17 protein-coding genes are annotated in these 18,743 nt (G+C 75.2%); 7 read left to right on the top strand and 10 right to left on the bottom strand.

Going from position 1 to position 18,743, the window contains the following annotated elements; translation table 11 throughout:
- Positions 1-18: 18 nt before the first annotated feature.
- The 3 genes from QSK22_RS01845 to QSK22_RS01835 form a co-directional block, all read right to left on the bottom strand.
- The gene (locus tag QSK22_RS01845; protein ID WP_285492125.1) at positions 19-1,611 is read right to left on the bottom strand and encodes a serine/threonine-protein kinase; all 1,593 of its coding nucleotides are present in this window, start codon (positions 1,609-1,611) and stop codon (positions 19-21) included.
- Positions 1,608-3,242, bottom strand: coding sequence for a serine/threonine-protein kinase (locus QSK22_RS01840; protein ID WP_285492124.1), 1,635 nt, complete (start codon positions 3,240-3,242; stop codon positions 1,608-1,610). The genes QSK22_RS01845 and QSK22_RS01840 overlap by 4 nt, the downstream gene beginning before the upstream one ends.
- Positions 3,243-3,303: 61 nt before the next feature.
- Positions 3,304-3,762, bottom strand: coding sequence for a MarR family winged helix-turn-helix transcriptional regulator (locus QSK22_RS01835; protein WP_285492123.1), 459 nt, complete (start codon positions 3,760-3,762; stop codon positions 3,304-3,306).
- Positions 3,763-3,820: 58 nt separating this feature from the next.
- Here QSK22_RS01835 and QSK22_RS01830 point away from each other — a divergent pair, with 58 nt between their 5' ends.
- A complete protein-coding gene (locus QSK22_RS01830; protein ID WP_285492122.1) occupies positions 3,821-4,234 on the top strand; it encodes a VOC family protein in 414 nt (137 codons plus the stop codon).
- 15 nt (positions 4,235-4,249) lie between these two features.
- On the opposite strand, the gene QSK22_RS01825 is transcribed toward QSK22_RS01830, so the two are convergent.
- On the bottom strand, positions 4,250-5,161 hold the full coding sequence (locus QSK22_RS01825; protein WP_285492121.1) for a serine hydrolase: 912 nt from the start codon (positions 5,159-5,161) through the stop codon (positions 4,250-4,252).
- An 8-nt stretch (positions 5,162-5,169) separates the two neighbouring features.
- A complete protein-coding gene (locus QSK22_RS01820; RefSeq protein ID WP_285492120.1) occupies positions 5,170-6,126 on the bottom strand; it encodes a LysR family transcriptional regulator in 957 nt (318 codons plus the stop codon).
- 110 nt (positions 6,127-6,236) lie between these two features.
- On the opposite strand from QSK22_RS01820, the gene QSK22_RS01815 reads away from it, so the two are divergent.
- Positions 6,237-7,892: a penicillin-binding transpeptidase domain-containing protein gene (locus QSK22_RS01815; RefSeq protein WP_285492119.1), complete on the top strand. Its 1,656-nt coding sequence runs from the start codon at positions 6,237-6,239 to the stop codon at positions 7,890-7,892.
- On the opposite strand, the gene QSK22_RS01810 is transcribed toward QSK22_RS01815, so the two are convergent.
- The 3 genes from QSK22_RS01810 to QSK22_RS01800 form a co-directional block, all read right to left on the bottom strand.
- The gene (locus QSK22_RS01810) at positions 7,790-9,133 is read right to left on the bottom strand and encodes an MFS transporter (protein WP_285492118.1); all 1,344 of its coding nucleotides are present in this window, start codon (positions 9,131-9,133) and stop codon (positions 7,790-7,792) included. The two genes, QSK22_RS01815 and QSK22_RS01810, sit on opposite strands and share 103 nt — an antisense overlap.
- The gene (bla, locus tag QSK22_RS01805; protein WP_285492117.1) at positions 9,130-10,119 is read right to left on the bottom strand and encodes a class A beta-lactamase; all 990 of its coding nucleotides are present in this window, start codon (positions 10,117-10,119) and stop codon (positions 9,130-9,132) included. Before bla ends, QSK22_RS01810 begins: the two co-directional genes overlap by 4 nt.
- 188 nt (positions 10,120-10,307) lie before the next feature.
- Positions 10,308-11,312: a LacI family DNA-binding transcriptional regulator gene (locus QSK22_RS01800; RefSeq protein ID WP_285492116.1), complete on the bottom strand. Its 1,005-nt coding sequence runs from the start codon at positions 11,310-11,312 to the stop codon at positions 10,308-10,310.
- Positions 11,313-11,459: 147 nt separating this feature from the next.
- On the opposite strand from QSK22_RS01800, the gene QSK22_RS01795 reads away from it, so the two are divergent.
- The 3 genes from QSK22_RS01795 to QSK22_RS01785 all read left to right on the top strand — a co-directional run bounded on the left by QSK22_RS01795 (position 11,460) and on the right by QSK22_RS01785 (position 13,838).
- A complete protein-coding gene (locus QSK22_RS01795; RefSeq protein ID WP_285492115.1) occupies positions 11,460-12,665 on the top strand; it encodes an MFS transporter in 1,206 nt (401 codons plus the stop codon).
- 46 nt (positions 12,666-12,711) lie between these two features.
- Positions 12,712-13,122 (top strand): DUF6153 family protein, encoded by a 411-nt coding sequence (locus tag QSK22_RS01790; protein WP_285492114.1) that lies wholly within the window; start codon positions 12,712-12,714, stop codon positions 13,120-13,122.
- A gap of 89 nt (positions 13,123-13,211) precedes the next feature.
- Entirely contained in the window at positions 13,212-13,838 is a 627-nt protein-coding gene (locus QSK22_RS01785; RefSeq protein WP_285492113.1) for a DUF305 domain-containing protein, read from the top strand.
- Positions 13,839-13,877: 39 nt separating this feature from the next.
- Here QSK22_RS01785 and QSK22_RS01780 read toward each other — a convergent pair whose 3' ends face one another.
- Positions 13,878-15,551 carry a dolichyl-phosphate-mannose--protein mannosyltransferase gene (locus QSK22_RS01780; protein ID WP_285492112.1) on the bottom strand — a complete coding sequence of 558 codons (1,674 nt, stop codon included), beginning with the start codon at positions 15,549-15,551 and terminating at the stop codon, positions 13,878-13,880.
- A 104-nt stretch (positions 15,552-15,655) separates the two neighbouring features.
- Here QSK22_RS01780 and rsmI point away from each other — a divergent pair, with 104 nt between their 5' ends.
- Both rsmI and QSK22_RS01770 read left to right on the top strand, forming a co-directional pair.
- A complete protein-coding gene (gene rsmI, locus QSK22_RS01775) occupies positions 15,656-16,528 on the top strand; it encodes a 16S rRNA (cytidine(1402)-2'-O)-methyltransferase (protein ID WP_285492111.1) in 873 nt (290 codons plus the stop codon).
- 152 nt (positions 16,529-16,680) lie between these two features.
- The gene (locus tag QSK22_RS01770) at positions 16,681-16,983 is read left to right on the top strand and encodes a hypothetical protein (RefSeq protein WP_285492110.1); all 303 of its coding nucleotides are present in this window, start codon (positions 16,681-16,683) and stop codon (positions 16,981-16,983) included.
- A 36-nt stretch (positions 16,984-17,019) separates the two neighbouring features.
- Here QSK22_RS01770 and QSK22_RS01765 read toward each other — a convergent pair whose 3' ends face one another.
- Positions 17,020-18,741 carry a hypothetical protein gene (locus QSK22_RS01765; RefSeq protein WP_285492109.1) on the bottom strand — a complete coding sequence of 574 codons (1,722 nt, stop codon included), beginning with the start codon at positions 18,739-18,741 and terminating at the stop codon, positions 17,020-17,022.
- Positions 18,742-18,743: the final 2 nt, after the last annotated feature.

Raw genomic sequence — 18,743 nt, 5'->3', positions numbered from 1 at the left:
GTCGTTCACCGGCGACGTTCACCCCTGGCGTTCCAACGCAGCCTCCACCCACCGGGCCGCCTGCAGTGCGTTCTCCCGTAGCGAACCGATCGCCCGGCCCTGCGCCTGGTACTCGATCTCGGCGGTGAGGTTGCCGAGGCGGAAGACCACCGTTGCCTCGGCGTCGTCGGACAGGTCGTCCGAGCCGTACGCCTCGTCGCCCAGCCCGGTGATGTCGCGGAAGGGCCGCTCGGGGTCCGGGGTCCGCAGCGGCGCCGCCGTCCGGCGATCCTCCTGGAACCGGGCCCGCGCACCGGCGGTGGACCGGTCGGCGATCAGGATGACGCTCAGCTCCGGTCCGCCGCTCGTGCCCGGGTCCGCGACGCTCCACCAGCACTCCGACTTGGGCAGGCCGGTCGAATGGTCGTCCGCGGAGTCGGCGTGGGAGGTGAAGGACGGCACCAGCCGTTCGGCCTGGTCGGCGGTGATGAGGCCGCAGGCGGGCGGCGGCTTGGCGAACCGGACCGGCTCGGACGCGGCCGCGGTGCCGGTGCGGCCCGGCGAGGCGGCGGACCTCGTCGGCGCCTCCCCGTCCCCCCGGGTGCTCAGCACGACCGCGACCACGGCCGCCACGGCGATGAGCACCACGGCCGCCCCGGCCACCAGCGGCACCGCCACGCCCCGGCCGTGCCCGGACGGCCGCCCCGCAGGCGCGGGCGGCGCCGTCGGCACGGGCGGCGCGGGAGCCGGGCTCGGCACGGCAGGCGACGCCGGCGGGACCGGCGAGAAGCCCGGCGGGGGCGGCGGGGGAGCCTTCCCGCCCGACGCGACCGTCAGCAGCGCGTTCTCGGCGTCCTGCGCCGACAGCCGCGCGGCCGGGGCCTTGACCAGCAGCCCCATGATCACCGGGGTGAGCGGCCCGGCGGCGCCGGGCGGGGCCGGCTCCTCGGTCAGCACGGCGCTCAGCGTGCCCATCAGCGTGGACCGGGCGAACGGCGGCCGCCCCTCCACCAGCGTGTACAGCGTGGCGCCCAGCGACCACAGGTCGGACTCGGGCCCGCCGCGCTCGTGCCGCACCCGCTCGGGCGCCATGTACGTCGGCGACCCGATCAGCGACCCCTCCTGCGTCAGCGTGGCGTCGCCCTCCAGCGCGGCGATGCCGAAGTCGGTCAGCACGGCGCGGCCGTCGTCGCGCAGGAAGATGTTGGCGGGCTTGACGTCCCGGTGCTGCACGCCCCGCGCGTGCGCCGCGCGCAGCGCCCGGAGCACGTCCAGACCCACCCGGGCGGCCTGGACGGGCGGCAGCGCGCCCCGGGCGGCCAGGACCGCGTCCAAAGACCGGCCGGGAAGCAGGTCCATGACGATGCACGGCCGGTCGCCGTCCATGACCACGTCGTGCACCGTGACGATCGACTCGTGGTCGAGCGCTGCGGCGGCGCGGGCCTCGCGGAAGGCGCGCCGCGCGGCGTGCTCGCGGTCGGCGGCGTCCAGATGCGCGGGCAGCAGCAGCTCCTTGACCGCGACCTCCCGGCCGAGCTCCTCGTCGCGGCCCCGCCACACCACGCCCATGGCGCCCTGGCCCAGCCGTTCCAGCAGCCGGTACCGCCCGGCCAGCACCCGCGGCGCCGTCATACGCGGCCCTCCAGCGACGCGGCGACCCAGCGCGCCGCCCGCACCGCGTCGTCCAACCCGCCGGTGCCCCGCCGGTAGGTGAACTCGACCTCCACCACGGCCTTGCCCTTCCGGAAGACGACGAACGCCTTGTCCATGGGGGCGCTGGTGCCCCGGTAGGTGTAGGAGAACGCCTCGTCGCCGACCCTGCCGAGCGCGGCGGCGGCGGACCGCTGCGCCCGCACGGTGCGCACCCCGATCTCGTCCCAGCCCCAGATGATCAAATCCGAGCCCTTGGCGCGCTGGTTGCGGTAGCCGACGAACTTGGTGTGCGCCTCGCTCGCCGACGACGGCCACGGCTCGTCAGACAGCCGGTTGGCGTCCTCCACCACCAGGCCCCGGTTCTTGATCCACCACGAGCAGCCGTTGTCCTCCGCCCGCTCGTGCTTGGGCGCCGCCCCGGGCAGCAGCCGGCGCGTCTGCCGGTCGGTGAGCGTCGTGCAGAAGTCGACGGGCGCGGCGATCACCGAGGGGGACGCCGAAGCCCGCGGGGTGCTCCGCGTCACCTGCGGTGTGGGGCTTCCGGCCACCGGTTCGGCCTTCTTGCCGGACTTCCCGTCGGACGAGGCCGCCACCGCCACCCCCGCGACGACCAGCGCGGCGACGAACACGCCCGTGACCCCCACGACGACGGCCGGCCACACGCGGCCGCGTTTCGGCGGCATGCCCGGGTACGGCGCCCCCGGGTGGGCCGCGCCCGGATACGTGCCCGCGGCGAGCTGCGGATGCGTCACCGGCGTCACCTGCGGCGGGGGCGGAACCGGGTCGGGCAGCCCGGACGGCTTGCCGTCGGCCACGTCCCGCAGTACCCGCCGCACCACGTCCGCCGGGAGCCGGTCGTCGGGGTTCTTGCGCAGCAGGTGCCACAGCAGCGGCCCCAGCGAACCGGCGCGGCGCGGCGGCGCGGGCTCCTCCGACAGCACCGCGCCCAGCACCGCCATCGGGCTGTCGCGCTCGAACGGGCCGCGCCCCTCCACGGCCGCGTAGAGGGTGGCGCCCAGCGACCACAGGTCGGACTCGGGCCCGGCGGGCTCCTCGCGGAGCCGCTCGGGCGCCACGTAGCCGGGGGAGCCGACGAACGTGCCCGTGCTGGTCAGCCCAGGGTCGCCGTCCAGGGCGGCGATGCCGAAGTCGGTCAGCACCGCCCGCTGCCCGTCCCGGTCGAGCAGCACGTTGCCGGGCTTGACGTCGCGGTGCAGCACGCCCCGGGCGTGCGCGGCCTCCAGCGCGTCCAGCACCTGCAACCCGATGCGGGCGACCTGCTGCGGCGTCAGCCCCCGGCGCGCCGCCTGCGCCAGCGACTCGCCCCGGATCAGCTCCATGACGATCCACGGCCGCCCGTCCTCAACCAGCACGTCGTGCACGGTGATGACGTTGGGGTGGTCGATCAGCGCGGCGGCGCGGGCCTCGCGCCGCGCACGTTCGCAGGCCACCCGGTGCTGTTCGGCGCCGAGGCCCGCAGGCAGCACGATCTCCTTGACCGCCACCTCGCGCCGCAGCATCTCGTCCGACGCCGTCCACACCGATCCCGCGCCGCCGGCGCCGAGGCGGGAGATCAGGCGATATCGCCCGCCGAGCACACGATCAGGCATAGGCCGACCGTATCGGGTCGGCCCGCTGCTTTCGTCCCGGTCCGCGCGGTGCGCCTGCCGGTCACCCCCGGTTCTCGCGCTCCCCGCCGTACAGGTGGACGAAGAGCCGGGTGAGCATGTCGTGCAGCTGCCGACGTTCGGCGGGGTCGAGCGGGGCGAGCAGGTCGTCCTGGATCGCCCGCGCCTGGGCGTCGAGCCGCCGCAGCGCCGCGGCGCCCTCGTCGTTGAGCGTGACGACCCGGCGCCGGCGGTCGCCGGGGTCGGGGGCGCGCTCGATCCGGCCGAGCGCCGCCAGCTCGTCCAGCACCTTGGTGACGTCGCTGGGGTCGATGTTCAGGCGCGCGGACAGTTCGCGCTGGGAGTGCGGCCCGAAGTCGGCGAGCGCCGCCAGGACCGCCATGTGCCACATCCGCATGCCCTCCGAGGCCAGGCGGGCGGTGACGCGCTCGCGTGCGGCCTTGCCCGTGCGGGACAGCAGATAGGCCGTCAGGGCGGTCAGCGTGGGCGGTGTCTCGGTCATGGGGATATCGTAGGGCTCGACCTAATGTTGGTGCGAACCCAAGAATGAGGTGTGCGCGATGGACGCTCTCTACCCCCGCCTGCTGGTCGAAGACTTCGGCGCCATGTTCCGCTTCTACCGGGCCGTCCTGCCGGAAGTGCTCGGCGCGCAACTGGTCAAGGGCACCGAGGAGGGCCCCTACGCCAACTGGGACCTCGACGGGGAGGCGGTGCTGGTGCTGTTCGACCGCGCCGCGATGGCCGCGGTCGCGGGGACGTCCGGGCTGCCCGCGCAGGCCCCCGCCGCACAGGACCGGGTCATGTTCGCCGGCCGCGTCGACGACGTGGACGAGGCCTACGACGTGTGCCTGCGGCACGGCGCCACGCCCGTCGCGCCGCCCGCCGACCGGCCGGAGTGGGGGCCGACGCTGCGCACGGCCCACGTCCGCGACCCCGAGGGCAACCTGCTGGAACTGCAGTCCTACGAAGGCTGACCGGCCGGGCGCGGGCTAGCCCCGCGCCTGCGGCCGCCCGGGCAGCGGACGGCGCAGCGCCTCCACGGCCAGCCGCGCGGACGTGCCGATGACCGCGTCGGCCTGCGGCAGCACGGCGGTCGGCAGCAGCGACCGGGTGAACACCGCCACGGCGTAGCGGCCGCCGTCGGGGTACTCCACGACGCCGATCTCGTTGCGGATCGTGGGCAGCGTCCCGGTCTTGCCGCTGACGCGCACATCGTCGTAGGGGAACCCGGACGACAGCCGGTGCGGCCACACCTGCAGGCCGAAGATCCGCCGCATCTGCGCGCACTCGGCGGGCGGCGCGGCCTCGTCCCGCCAGATCTTCGCCATCAGCCGGGCCATCTCGCGGGGCGTGCTGCGGCTGGTGCTCAGCGGGTCCAGGGCGCGCAGCCGCTGCAGCACCCCCGGCTCGCCCAGCCGGGCCCACAGCTCGCCGAGGTCGTCCACGCCGCCGTCGGCCAGCATCATGGCGTGCAGGTCGCTGCCGGAGCCCACCACCCGGGTGGCGTGCAGCCCCAGCTCGGCGACGGTGGCGTCCACCGCCTCCGGGCCGACGGCGGCGAACACCGCGTCGGCGGCGGCGTTGTCGCTCACGGTGATCATCAGGCAGGCCAGGTCGCGCAGCGACATGCGCACCTCGTCCAGCAGCGTGGACACGCCCGTGGGGCCGGCGCAGCGGTCCTCGGGACGCAGCGTGACCTGCTGGGCCGGGTCGAGCCGCCCGGCGGCGGCGTGCCGGAAGAACGCCACCAGCAGCGGCACCTTGAACACCGACGCCAGCACTACCGGCTCGTCGGCGCGCAGCCCGATCTCCCGCCCCGAGTCCACGTCGACGGCGTGCAGGTACCCGGTCACGCCGGCGTCGCGGAACGCCGCCTCGATCCGGTCCAGTCGGCTGTCCATACGCCCCTTCATGCCAGAAATCCCGAGGCCGGGCGGGGGACGACCCGGCGCGGCGGCGCGGACGGCAGCGGCGACATCCCGGCCTGCTCGCACAGCACGCCGGTGGCGGCCGCGGTGAACTCGGCCACCGCGTGCTCGTGCCCGGTGTCGCGGCGCCAGGCGCACGACACGCGCAGCAGCAGCGGCTCGCCGACGAGCGGCAGCCACGTGACGCCGGGCGTGTCGGGGGTGCGGGGCGTCAGCGCCACCGCCGACCCCGCCAGCACCAGCCCCACGGCGAACTGGGGCTGCCGCGCCTCGTGCACGGCGGCCGGGTCGTACCCGTGCCGACGGCACGCCGCCAGCAGCTCGTCGTAGGGGCCGGGCGCCTCGTCACGGGCGAACAGCGCCAGGTCGCGCCCGGCGAGATCGGCCAGGTGCACCTCGGGCGCGGCGGCCAGCGGGTCGCCTGAGGGCACCAGCACCCCCACCGGCTGCCCGAGCATGGACCCGAGGCCCAGGTCGCGCACCTCGCAGGGGTGGCGCAGCACGCCGACGTCCAGCGCGCCCTCGGCCAGCGCGCGGACCTGCTCGGACGTGCCGATCTCGCGCAGCTCCAGGCGCACCTCGGGGCAGCGGGCGCGGAACTCGGCGATCAGCGCGGCGACGACGGCGCCGGTCAGGTCGGCGGGCACGCCCGCGCGCAGCGCGCCCAGCTCGCCGCGGCGGGCGCGTTCGGCCAGGGAGTGGATGCGGTCCACCCGGGCGAGGATCTCACGGGCCTCCTCCAGCAGCAGCCGCCCGGGCGCGGTCAGCTCCACGCGGCGGCTGGACCGCTCGAACAGCCGCACGCCGAGCTCGCGCTCCAGCCGCTTGATGCGCTGGCTGAGCGGCGGCTGCGCCATGCCCAGCCGGTCCGCGGCCCGCCCGAAGTGCAGTTCCTCGGCCACCGCGACGAAGCACTGGAGATGACCGACCAGGTTCACGAGCAGCGATCATATCCATCCGCCTATCGCTGCGACACTCATACCGATCTTGGACTTTTCGCTGGTCGACTGGTGTGCTGTCCGGGGTGACATGGAGAAGGGGAGGGGCGATGCGCCGATCTCGGGGGATTTCGGTCGCCGCGCTCGTTGCGGCCGCGGCCCTGGTCGCCGGAGCGGGGGCGGTGTGGGTGCTGCGCTCCGGCGACGGCCCGCGCGACACCGCCGAACGCTTCCTGGCCGCGTGGGAACGCGGCGACGCCGACACCATGCGGACGCTCACCGCCGACCCGCCCGCAGACCTCCGGCAGCGCCTCACCCGGATGCGCGACGACCTGGGCGTCGTCCGGCAGCGGTTCCGGGTGACGGCGGTCGGCGACCCCGACGGCGACGAGGCGGGCGGCTCCTACCACGCGGAACTGACGCTGGCGGGCGGCCGCGTCTGGACCTACACCGGGACGCTGCCGTTCACCAGGCGCGACGGCACATGGCTGGTGGACTGGTCGCCGCGGGTCGTCCACCCGACGCTGCGGGAGGGGCAGCGGCTGCGCGCCGCCCGCTCCTGGCCCGACCGGGCCGCCGTGCAGGCCGCCGACGGCAGCGACCTGGACGGCGTGCAGTCCGGCTCGGTGCAGCAGCTCGTCGGCTCGGTCGGCCAGATCGACGCCGAGACCGCCCGCGAGCTGGGCGCCCCCTACCGCGCGGGCGACCTGGCGGGCGTCGAGGGGCTGCAGCGGCAGTACGAGCGGCGGCTGGCCGGGACCCCGGCGCTGGCCGTGCAGATCGTCGACGCCGACGACCGGGTCGTGCAGACGCTGCACCGGTTCGGCGGCACCGGCGGCACGCCGCTGCGCACCACCGTCGATCCCAAGGCGCAGCGCGCCGCCAGCCAGGCCCTCGCCGACGTCGGCAAGCCCGCCTCGCTGGTGGCGCTGCGCGCCTCGACCGGCGAGATCCTGGCCGTGGCCAACAAGCCGGGCGGCTACAACCGGGCGCTGATGGGCCGCTACCCGCCCGGCTCGACGTTCAAGGTCGTCACCGCGGCGGCGCTGGTGGCCGACGGGGTGGACGTGACCAGCCGGGTCGGCTGCCCCGCCACCACCGACGTCGGCGGCCGCACGTTCAAGAACTACCGGAACGAGGACTTCGGGACGGTGGCGTTCCGCGAGGCGTTCGCGCACTCGTGCAACACCACGTTCGCGCGGCTGGCCGTCGACCGGCTCGGCGCCAAGCGGCTGGCGCAGGTCGCCGAGCAGTTCGGGTTCAACGCGCCGATCATCGGCGGGCTGCCGGCGGTGCGCGCGTCCTACCCGCCGGTCAAGGACGACACCGCGCTCGCGGCCGCCTCGTTCGGCCAGGGCGAGGTGCTGACCAGCCCGCTCAACATGGCGAGCGTGGCCGCCGCCGCGGCCACCGGCACATGGCGTTCGCCCCGGCTGGTGGACGCCGCGCTGGCCCGGCAGGCGCTGGACGCGGGCGGCCGCAGCCCCGAGGCGCCGCGCAAGCTGGAGCCGGGCGTGCGGTCCGCGCTGCGCACCCTGCTGCCCGCCGTGGTCAGCGAGGGCACCGCCGCCGAGGTCGGCTTCCCGACGGGGACGGCGGGCAAGACCGGCACCGCCGAGTACGGCTCCGGCGACGACCCGCCGACCCACGCCTGGTTCATCGGCTACCGGGGCGACCTGGCCTTCGCGGTGGTCGTCGAGGGCGGCGGGACGGGCGCCGAGGCGGCCGCGCCGATCGCAGCGGAATTCCTGCGCGCCGCGGCTTGACGGCCCGCGGTCCCACGGGAGGCCGCCCGGCGGACGTGACCGGCCGCGGGCCAGGCGGCGGTGGCGAGCGCCAGCACTCCCAGCCCGGCGAGCGCCGCCGCCGCACCCGCGGGCCCCAGGTCGAACAGCCGCCCGACGGCCAGGCCGCCCGCGAACGCGACGACCCCGCCCACGAACGCCATCACCCCGTAGTACGCGCCGACCTGCGCGGGCGGCGCGTGCCGGGCGACGTTGTGGAACACCGCCGGTTCCAGCAGCCCGGCGGAGAGCCCGTGCAGCACCGCGACCCCCGCCAGCGCGGCGACGTGCCCGTCCAACGGGACCAGCAGCAGGTAACCGGTGCCCGACAGCGCCAGGCTGACGGGCATGACCCACGTGTGCCCGGCCCGCACGCCGCCGTCCCGGCGGCCGGTGCCGGCGCACCAGGGCTGGACGGCCGCCGCCACCGCCGCCGACACGCACAGGTACAGCGTCGTGGCGGCCGTGTCGAAGCCCCTCAGCGGGACGACCACCGCCGTCTGGGTGGGCAGCAGCGTCGTGGGCGCGGTCAGCAGGACGAACCGGACATACGGGCGGTCCCTGAGTACTGCCGGCACCGAGCGTCCCAGACCTGGCGCGGTGCGGCGCCGCGACCGTCCCGGCTGCCGCAGCGACGCGAACAGCACGCCCGCCACCGCCCACGCTGCCGTAGCGACGCCCGACAGCAGGCCGAAACCGCCGTCCAGCACGCCGAGCACGCCGTCCGACAGCAGCACCAGCCCGGCCGCAGGGCCGGCGACGGCCGCGACCTGACCGGCGGCGGTGTACGCGCCGAACCCCAGCGCGCGGTGCCGCGCGTCCAGCCCGGCCAGCAGCGAACGCGTCGCGGGAAGGAACAGCGCGCCGCCCACCCCCAGCAGCACCGCCGCCGAGAACAGCCCGGGCAGGCCGTCCGCGGCGCCGAGCACGGCGAACCCCGCCGCCCGCAGCACGCAGGCGGCCGCCGCGGCCCGCACCGCGCCGACCCGGTCGGTGACCGGCCCGACCGGCAGGTACAGCGCGTACTGGACGCCGACGCGCGTGCCCAGCACCAGCCCGATCGTCCCCGCCAGCAGGCCCACGTCGTCGCGCAGGTGTACCACCACGTGCGCCATCACCGTGTAGAAGCCGAGCGCGGCGGGCAGGTTCGCGGCCGCCACGACGGCGGCCACCCGCCGCCCGCTCGGGGCGGACGGCGGGTGGCCGGAGGACGCGACGGTCAAGACGTCCTGCCCAGGCCGCGCGCCAGCACGGACGCGGTCTGCGCGATGACGCCGTTGTCGATCTCGGGGTGCTCGCCGTCGCGGTTGGTGTACACGACGATGATCAGCGGTGCACCGGACGGCGGCTGGGCGATCGCGATGTCACTGGCCGGCGCGTACTTGCCCCCGCCGGTCCCCGTCTTGTCACCGACGGTCCAGTCGTCCGGCAGCCCGGCCTTGATGCGCTGGGAGCCGGTGGTGGTGGCGTTCAGCCAGGCGACCAGCTGCCGCCGGTCCTCGGGCACCAGCGCGTCGCCCACGGTGAGGGCGGCCAGGCTTCGGGCCATGAACGCGGGCATGACCGTGTCGAGCTTCCCGCCCGGCTCCCACTCGTTGAGGTCGGGCTCGTACCGGTCCAGCCGCCCGGTCGGGTCGCCGAGCGAACGGTAGTACCTGGTCAGGCCCTGCGGCCCGCCGATCTGCTCGAGCAGCACGTTGGCGGCCGCGTTGTCGCTGGCGGTGATGGCCGCGTGGCACAGCTGCGCCGCGGTCATCCCGTTCTCGATGTTCTCGGGCAGGCCGGTGACCGGGGCGTAGCCCGACTTCTCCGCCTCCTCCGCCGTCCAGTGGAACCTGCGGTCCAGCAGGCCCGGGACGGTGGTGCGCGCCTTGTCGAGGATCGCGCCGCACAGGATGGCCTTGAAGGTGGAGTTGCCGGCGAAGCGCTCGTGCGCCCGGTGTCCGACGGTCTTACCGGTGCCGGTGTCGATGGCGAACGCGCCGATACGTCCGCTGTACGACGCCTCGAGTTCGCGCAGCCGCTTGGTGACCTCGGCCTGGCCGGACGCCGCGGCGGTCGCCTGCTGGGAGGCGGCGCCGCGGGGGACCGCGGTGGTCTCGGATGCGGCACCGCAGGCGGTCCCGCCGAACAGCAGTGACGCCGCCAGCGCCGCCGCGCCCAGCCTCCGCCGCGGCCGCCGGCGGCGTTCGTCTTCACGCTGGATCATCTGGTCCTCGTCGGTCGGTGATCTTCCAGACGGAGGAAGCAGATCAGACCCCGCACGCCCATGTCCAATACGGATATGGCCCGACGAGCGATACCTGATCGGCTATCAATGCAGGCCAGGCCGCGGAACTACCCTCGCGTGGAGTCGGGTGCGCGTTCCGCGAAACACGCGGGGCCGATCGTCGACGGTCAGTGGCGGGGCGAGGCGGTGGAGGCGCGGACGACGAGTTCGGCGGGGAGGGAGCGGGGCTCGGGGCTGCGGCCGTCCAGGAGCTGCAAGAGCGCCGTCATGCCCTCGGCGCCGAGGCGGCGGGCGGGCAGCCGGACGGTGGTCAGCTCCGGCTCCAGCGCGGTGGCCAGCACGTCGTCGTCGAACCCGGTGACCGACAGGTCGCGCGGGATGTCCAGGCCCCGCGCCCGCGCGGCCTTGTAGGCGCCCGCCGCCATGAGGTCGTCGTCGCAGACCAGGACGGTGGGGCGGTCGGGGCGGTCCAGCAGCCGGCCCGCGGCCTCCTTGGCCGCGCCCACGTCGATCACCGACGTGGCGCGGACCAGTTCGCCGCCGGGCAGCGCGGCCACGGCCGCGGCCAGCGCGCCGCCGCGCTCGTGGAACGTCCACTGGTCGGCCGCTGCGGCCACGTGCCCGAACCGGCGGTGGCCCAGGGCGCCCAGATGAGCGGCCAGGGCCCGCATGCCGTCGGCCACGGCGAAGGCGACGGTCGGCGTCGCGCCCGCCGGGTCGTTGTCGAGCATCACCGCCGGGGTGTGGCTGAACTCCTTCAGCACCTCCACGGCCAGCGAGGAGGCCAGCACCCCGTCGATGGCCTCCCGGGGCGAGGCGAACGGGCCGCCCTGCGCCGAGGCGTCGCCGGAGCCCGTGTCGTCCGGCCACGGGTACACCACGACGCCGAACCCGTGCCGTGCGGCGACCTCGGCGGCGCCCGTATAGACGGCGCCGAAGAACGTGCTGCTCGGCGTCGGCACCACCAGCAGCACCGTGCGGGTCGTGCCGAGCCGCAGGTTGCGCGCGGCCAGGTTGGGCCGGTAGCCGAGCCGCTCGGCGGCCCGCCGCACCGTGCGCGCGGTGGCGGGGGAGACGCGGCCGTGCCACTTGCCGCCCAGCACCAGGGAGACGGTCGACTGCGAGACGCCGGCCGCCTGCGCGACGTCCCTGCTGGTGGGGCGCCTGGTCATGGGAGCAGCGCCTCCTCGCCGTCGGCTTTCGGTCGGCCCGATCGGCCAGCCGCACCGGACCGCAGTGCAAACAGGCTAGAGCGCGGGGGGTGGGGAGTGGTACGTATGACGGGAAGTAATACGTATGACGAACCCCCCGGGAGTGGAATGCGCGCCTACCTCGGCCTCCTGCGGACGCGGTACGCCGCCCGCCTGCTCGGCGGCACGCTGCTCGGCCGCCTGCCGAACGGCATGGGCGTGCTGGCGGTCGTGCTGCACGTGCGCGCCGACGGCGGCGGCTACCCGCTGGCGGGCACCCTGGCCGCGGTGTTCGGCCTGGCCATGGCCGCCGGGCAGCCCGTGCTCGGCCGCGCCATGGACCGCTACGGCCAGCCCCGCGTGCTGCTGCCCGCCGCCGTGCTGGCCGCCGCCGGGTTCGCCCTGCTGGCCGCCGTCGGCGCCGAACCGCTTCCGGTCGCGGCCGGCGCGGTGGTCCTCGCGGGGTTCGCCACCCCGCCGCTGGAGGCCGGGCTGCGCGCGCTGTGGGCGTTCGTGCTGCCCGGGCCCGCGCAGGTCCAGGCCGCCTATGCGCTGGACGCGGCCGCCCAGCAGATCCTGTTCACCACCGGGCCGCTGCTCGTGGTGGCCGCCGCCGCGGTCTCCACCGAGGCCGCGCTGCTGCTGACCGGCGCGCTCGGCATCGCCGGGACCCTCGTGGTCGCGCTGTCGAAGCCGTCGCGCCGCTGGCGCGCCGAGGCGCGCGCCGCCCACTGGGCGGGCCCGCTGCGCTCCGGCGGCCTGCGCGTGCTGCTGCTCGCCCTGTCCTGCGCGGGCATCGCCCTCGGCGTGTACGCGGTGGCCGTCGTCGCCTACGCCGAACGCGAGGGCGACGACGCCGCGTCCGGGCTGCTGCTGGCCGCGATGTCCGCCGGGGCGCTCGTCGGCGGCCTGGTGTACGGGGCCAGGCGGTGGCGGGGCGAGCCGCATGTCCGCCTGCCGTGGCTGATGGGCGGGCTGGCGGCGGGCTACGTGCCGCTGGTGTGGGCGCCCGCGCTGCCGCTCATGACCGCGCTGGCGGCCCTCAGCGGCGTCTTCCTGGCGCCGATGCTGGCGTGCGCGTTCTCGGTCGTGGACCGGCTCGCCCCCGCCGGCACCGTGACCGAGGCGTTCGCGTGGGTGGTGGCGGCCTTCGGCGTCGGCAACTCGGTGGGCTCGGCCGTCGCGGGGCTCGGGCAGGACCTCGCCGGAGTGCCCGGCGCGTTCGCCGGAGCGGTGGCCGGCGGGGCGCTCGCGCTCGCATGCTGCCTGCTGGGCCGCCGGACGTTCGCCCGCAGGCCGCCCGAGCCCGTCCGCCCGCAGGCCGCCCGGGTCTGACGGTCGCCGAGCGTGACGGCGGGCACACGCACTAGAGTGGGACGCCGTGAGGGGATCGGGGCCGTCGCCGCGCAGCGTCCTGCTGACGCTGCTGGGCCTGGGGCTGCTCGCCGGGCTGTTCATGATGCACGGCGTCACCGCCTCCCCGTCCCCCGTGCACGTCTCCGTGCCGCTGTCCGTGCCGGCGGCTCACCCGCCGGCGCCGGCGAAGGTCCACGCCGCGGGCGACCGCCATGACACCGCCGGGCCGGTGCACAATGCCGGGCACCTGGCGGGCTGCTCGGCGGGCACCGTGTGCTTCGCCCTCCTGACGGTCGCGCTGCTGCTGGTCGCCGTGGCGGCGCGTCCGGTCGCCCTGCTGCCGCTGCGGGCGGCGCACGGCCGCACGGCGCCGCGCCGGGGGCCGCCCCGGGAGCGGCCGCCCGACATCTACCGGCTCTCCGTGCTGAGGCTGTGACAGGCCGCACGCCGGTACCGGGGTCCTCCCGGTGCCGAGCGCGCTTTCCGCATGCCCTTCACCAGCTCATCCGGCAAGGAGAGAACGAGTTGAAAACGAAGTTCGCGGTGATCGCCGCGATCGTTCTGATCGGCACGGCCGCCTGCGGCGGGGACGACGGCGGCGCGGACGGTGCGGCCGCCCCGGCGAGCGGGCCGGCGACCGCGTCCGCCACGGCGCGGCACAACGCGCAGGACGTCACGTTCGCGCAGATGATGATCCCGCACCACCGACAGGCCGTGGAGATGACCCGGATCGTCATCGGCAAGACCAAGGACCCGCAGATCGAACGGCTCGCCCGGCAGATCGCGAAGGCCCAGTCGCCCGAGATCGAAACCATGACCACGTGGCTGCGCGCCTGGGGCGCCGAAGTGCCGGCCGAGGACGACGCCATGGGCACCAGCGGCGACGGCGGCCACAGCGGGCACGAAGCGCACGGCGCCGCCATGCACGGCATGATGACCGCCGAGCAGATGCGCAAGCTCAGCGGTCTGACGGGCGAACGCATGGACCGCGCGTTCCTCACCATGATGATCGAGCATCATGAGGGCGCGGTCGCCATGGCCCGGCAGGAGCAGGCCAAGGGCGCCGACCCGGCCGCCAAGAACCTCGCCGCGTCGATCATCAAGACCCAGCAGGCCGAGATCGACGAGATGACGACCCTGCTCAAGCAGTAGCGCCGAGGCGGGACGGCACGCCCGGACGCGGGCCGGGCCTCAGATCCAGTCCTTGAACCAGATCCGGGCGTGCCACTCGTCGTACGAGATCACCTTCGCCGCCAGCACCGGGTAGAAGTAGGCGAAGTTCGCCAGCACCACCAGCACGAACGCGCCCGCGATGGCCGCCCCCACCATGCGGCGCGTCTCCATCCGGGCCAGCACCCCGCCGATCTTCGCCGCGGTCTCCGCGGGGGCGGCCGCCGCCGTCCCGTACAACCGGGGCAGGTGGGTCAGCGCGGCGGCCCGCGTCGGCTGCGGCCCGATGAGCACGCCCAGCGTCAGCACCACCGCCAGCACCATGAACGGGATCACCGGGGTCGTGTAGAAGAGGAACATCGTGCGGTCGCCGAAGGCGTTGGGGAACCAGGTCAGCCAGCCCGCCAGGTACCCCAGCAGGACGGCGCCCGCCCGCCAGTCCCGCGCCACCAGCCACAGCCCCACGGCCACCACGAGGGCGATGAGCCCGCCCCACCACAGCGCGGGCGTGCCGATGCCGAGGATCTCCCGCGAGCAGCGGACGGCCTCGCCGCAGGCCCCCTTGGGCTCGGTGTAGAAGAACGCCACGGGACGGCGCAGTATCGGCCAGTCCCACGGCCACGACTGGTACGGGTGCTTGGCGTCCAGCCCGTTGTGGAAGTTCCACATCTCGGCGTGGTAGTGCCACAGATCCGGCAGCGCCTCGATCGGGCGCAGCAGCGGGTTGCCGGCGACCTCGCCGCGCCCCCAGCCGCCCGGCCGGAAGATCCAGCCCCACCAGGACGCCAGGTAGGTGACCGCCGCCACGACCACCAGCTGCACGAAGGCCAAGCCGGCCGTCAGCAGCATCGTGCCGGCCAGCGGCCGGGGCACGCCCGCCGCGCGGCGGGCGCCGAAGTCCCAGAACAGCACCATGAGCCCGAACGCGGCGACGTAGAACACGCCGGTCCACTTGGTGGCGCAGGCCATGCCCAGGCACACCCCGGCGGCGATCCGCCACCCGTGCACCAGGAACGGTCCGAAGGGGGACCCGGCGTCCGGGCCGCCCTGCGCGCTGATCCGGTCGGCCAGCTGCGCGCGGGATCGGAACCGGTCGTTCACCAGGCACGCGAACGCGGCGATGATCCAGAACTGCACGAAGACGTCCAGCAGCGCGGCCCGGCTGGTGACGAACTGCAGCCCGTCCAGCGCCAGCAGCAGCCCGGCGGCGCAGCCCAGCAGGGTGGAGCCGGTCATCCTGCGGGCCACCCGGCACAGCACCAGCACCGCCAGCGTGCCGAACAGCGCGGGCATGAACCGCCACCCGAACGGCGTGGCGCCGAACAGCCACTCGCCGATGGCGATCATCCACTTGCCGCCCGGGGGATGGGCGACGAACGACGGCCCCTCCGCCCAGATGTTCGCGTTCGGGTCCTGGATGAGGAGCTTGTCGGCGTCCTTGACGGTGCTGTGCTCCCAGCCGAACTTCAGCAGCGACAGCGCGTCCTTGGCGTAGTAGGTCTCGTCGAAGACCACCGCCTTGGGCACGCCCAGCCGGTCGAAGCGCAGGAAGGCGGCGAACGCGGTCACCAGCAGCGGGCCCAGCCATCCCAGCAGGGCGCTTCCCGGAACCGGCGGGGACAGCCGGTTGCGCAGCGAGGGTGTCCTCCGCGGTTCGCCGGAGGCCCGGGCCGGTGCCACATCCGTCATCGCCATTCCGCCATGGTACGGGCGGGACGGTAACCCGATGGTTGCATGGCGAACCCTGTGTGGTCAGGTCGGCGTCCCGGCCGCGGGGCGGCGGACGGGACAATGGTGGGGTGACGGGGAACGAGACGGGCGGCGCGACGGGCACCCTGCGGCTGGCCGCGGCGCCCATCGGACGGGCCGACGACGCGTCGCCGCGGCTGCGCGCCGCACTGGCCGACGCGCAGATCATCGCGGCCGAGGACACCCGGCGGCTGCGCCGGCTGGCCGCCGACCTCGGCGTCGAGACGCGCGCGCGGGTGGTGTCCTACTACGACCAGAACGAGCGCGCCCGCGCCGCCGAGCTGCTCGCCGAGCTGCTGGCCGGACGGGATGTGCTGGTGGTCACCGACGCGGGCCTGCCCGGCGTCTCCGACCCCGGCTACCGGCTGGTCCGCGCGGCCGTGGCCGAGGGCGTGCCGGTCACCGTGCTGCCCGGGCCGTCCGCGGTGACGACCGCCCTGGTGGTGTCGGGGCTGCCGACCGACCGGTTCTGCTTCGAGGGGTTCGCGCCGCGCCGCCCCGGGGAGCGGGCGCGGCGCCTGGCGGCGCTGGCCGCCGAGCCGCGCACCATGGTGTTCTTCGAGGCCCCGCACCGGCTGGCCGCCACGCTGGAGGCGATGGCCGAGGCGTTCGGCGCCGATCGGCCCGCCGCCGTCTGCCGCGAGCTGACCAAGACCTTCGAGGAGGTGCGGCGCGGCACGCTCGGCGAGCTGGCGGCGTGGGCGGCGGACGGGGTGCGCGGCGAGATCACCCTGGTCGTCGGCGGCACGCCCGAGCCGGACGGCACCGCCGACCCGGCCGACCTGGCCGCCGAGGTCGCCGCCCGCGAGGCCGCCGGAACGCCCCGCAAGCAGGCCATCGGCGAGGTCGCCAAGGCCGCCGGAGTGCCCCGGCGGGAGGTGTACGACGCGGTCGTCGCGGCCAAGCGGCACGGCGCGCCCTGACCGCAGCACGGACATGAGCGCTGACGCACGCACCGACGCCGCCCGGCACGGTGCAAACGCCGTCGGCGGGGAATGTTCAATCATGCACCGCGTCGCCCGACACACCGGCTGTCCCGGACGCGATGTGGCGTTCACCGGGGAGGTGGGGGCCTGTGCACGACACATGGTCCAGCCACGAGAGTTGGGTCTACGAATGCCTCAACTGCCTGACCACCTGGCGTGAGGAGTTCGAGGTGGTCCATACCGCCGACGCCCACGGCGGCGAGGTGGTGGTGTATTCCCACGAGGGGCATCCTTGCACCACGCCTTGGCTCGACCACGTCTGCCCGCGGTGCCGCTGCCAGAACGTCAAGACCTTCCCCGGGGCGCGGCGGCGGGAACGGGCCGAGTCCCGCACCGCCGCCAGGGACGACCTGGAGATCGTGTTCCGCCTCCGCCGCCTGCACGCCTGGTAGCCGCGCCCCGCGCCGCCGCCCGGCTGCGGCCTGCCGTCACTTGGCGGCGACCTCGGGGACCTTCTCCTCGATCAGCTCGGGACCGGTCCGCTCGGCGGGCTCGGCGGTGCGGCGCCGCACCAGGCCCGCCAGCCGCGCCCGCGTCTCGGGCGCGAACGCCAGGCCGGCCGCCAGGCACGCCAGCGGCACCGACGGCAGGACGTACCGGTAGTCGAACTCGGCCGTCGCGGCGGGCGCCAGCAGCAGCCCGGTCGCCAGCGTCCACGGCAGGAACGCCGCGCCGCCCACCCGGCGCCACATCGCGGCCACCCCGGCCAGGCCGACCAGCAGGATGACGCCGACCATGGTGCCGCGCAGGTAGAACACGTCCTGGTAGCCGCGGATCACCCCGGCGAACGGCTCGACCACCCGGGGCCGGGCGCGGCCGCGCTCGTAGGCGACCGCCTCATCGGCGGCCGTGGTGTCGTTGTCCATCCGCCAGTTCGGCAGCGCCGTGGACGTCTCGCCGAACTCGTACTGCTGGTAGGTGGCCCGGTCCGGGAACACCGTGCGCTTCCACCGGAAGACACGGAAGAAGTCGTAGGCCACCACGCGCAGGTAGTCCAGCGGCTGGGACAGGATCGCCCGCTTGGAGTAGTCGTTGGCGGTGGCGTTCTGCTCGGGACTGAACCGCTGGCCCGGGTACCGGTTGAGCGGGGACGCGGCGTTCCAGATGCCGTCCTGGGAGTTGGGCAGCCGGTTCTCCGGCTCGGTGCACAGCGGCATCTCCTGCACCGGCGGGTTGATCTTGTGGCAGTCGGCGAACTTGTAGACCCGCGCGTACAGGAAGATGCCGTTGCTCTCGGTGATGGCGAACTTGCCGTGCTCGGCCTTGAACCAGCCCATGTAGGCCACCACCGGCAGCATGCACGCGGCCAGCATCACCGCCAGCAGCCGCCAGCCGGTGCGCCGGATCAGCAGGAACACCAGCACGCCGAGCAGCACCGGCAGGCCCACCGAGCGGGTCAGCCAGGCCAGGCCGATCAGCAGCCCCACCGCCGCGGCCATCTTCGGGGTGTGCCGGTCCCGCCACAGCAGCAGCGTCACCGCGCACATCACCAGGAAGGTGAACAGCGTGTCCGACAGCACCAGGTGCTCGAGCTGGACGGTGTAGGCGTCCAGCAGCGGGGGAGCGGCGGCCAGCGCGGCGCCCCAGCCGGGCAGCCGGAACCGGTTCCGCAGCAGGGTGTAGATCATCACGCCCGTCGCCAGCCCCATCGCGTGCTGGACGGCCGCCACCAGCGCGAAGCTGTGCAGCGGCTTGAGCGCGAGCAGCATGAAGGAGTACCCGTCCGGCCGCAGCGGGTGCGGGTACGGCTTCATCGCCACGTGCAGGTAGTCGAAGCTGTCGTTGAAGAACAGGGCCGGCTGGTAGCCGATCAACGTCACGATGCGCAGCAGCCCCGCGAGGGCCAGCAGCATGGCGAAGGCCGGGTGGCGGCGCGCCGACGCCCACACGGCCGAGGGCCGCAGCGCGCGCCCGACCTGCACCGCGCCGCGTACGGCGGCCTCCGCGGCGCGGCGGCCCGTCCGCAGCGTCCAGGGCCCGATCTGCCGCCACGACAGCGCGCGCACCCGCCCGGCCAGGGCCCGCGCCCGGGACGCGGACGAGGACATGGAGGACGTGGACGAGTGCGAGGACGAGGCGTCCGGCGGCTCCTCCCCGTCGGGCCCGGTGCGCCGCGTCGTGCTCCGCGGCGTCTTCGGCGCGGCCCTCACTC

This window comes from Actinomadura sp. NBRC 104425 (assembly GCF_030269545.1).
Classification (GTDB): Bacteria; Actinomycetota; Actinomycetes; order Streptosporangiales; family Streptosporangiaceae; genus Spirillospora; species Spirillospora keratinilytica.
The sequence above is the reverse complement of the archived record's forward strand: the minus strand, read 5'-3'. Positions and strand labels throughout refer to the sequence as shown.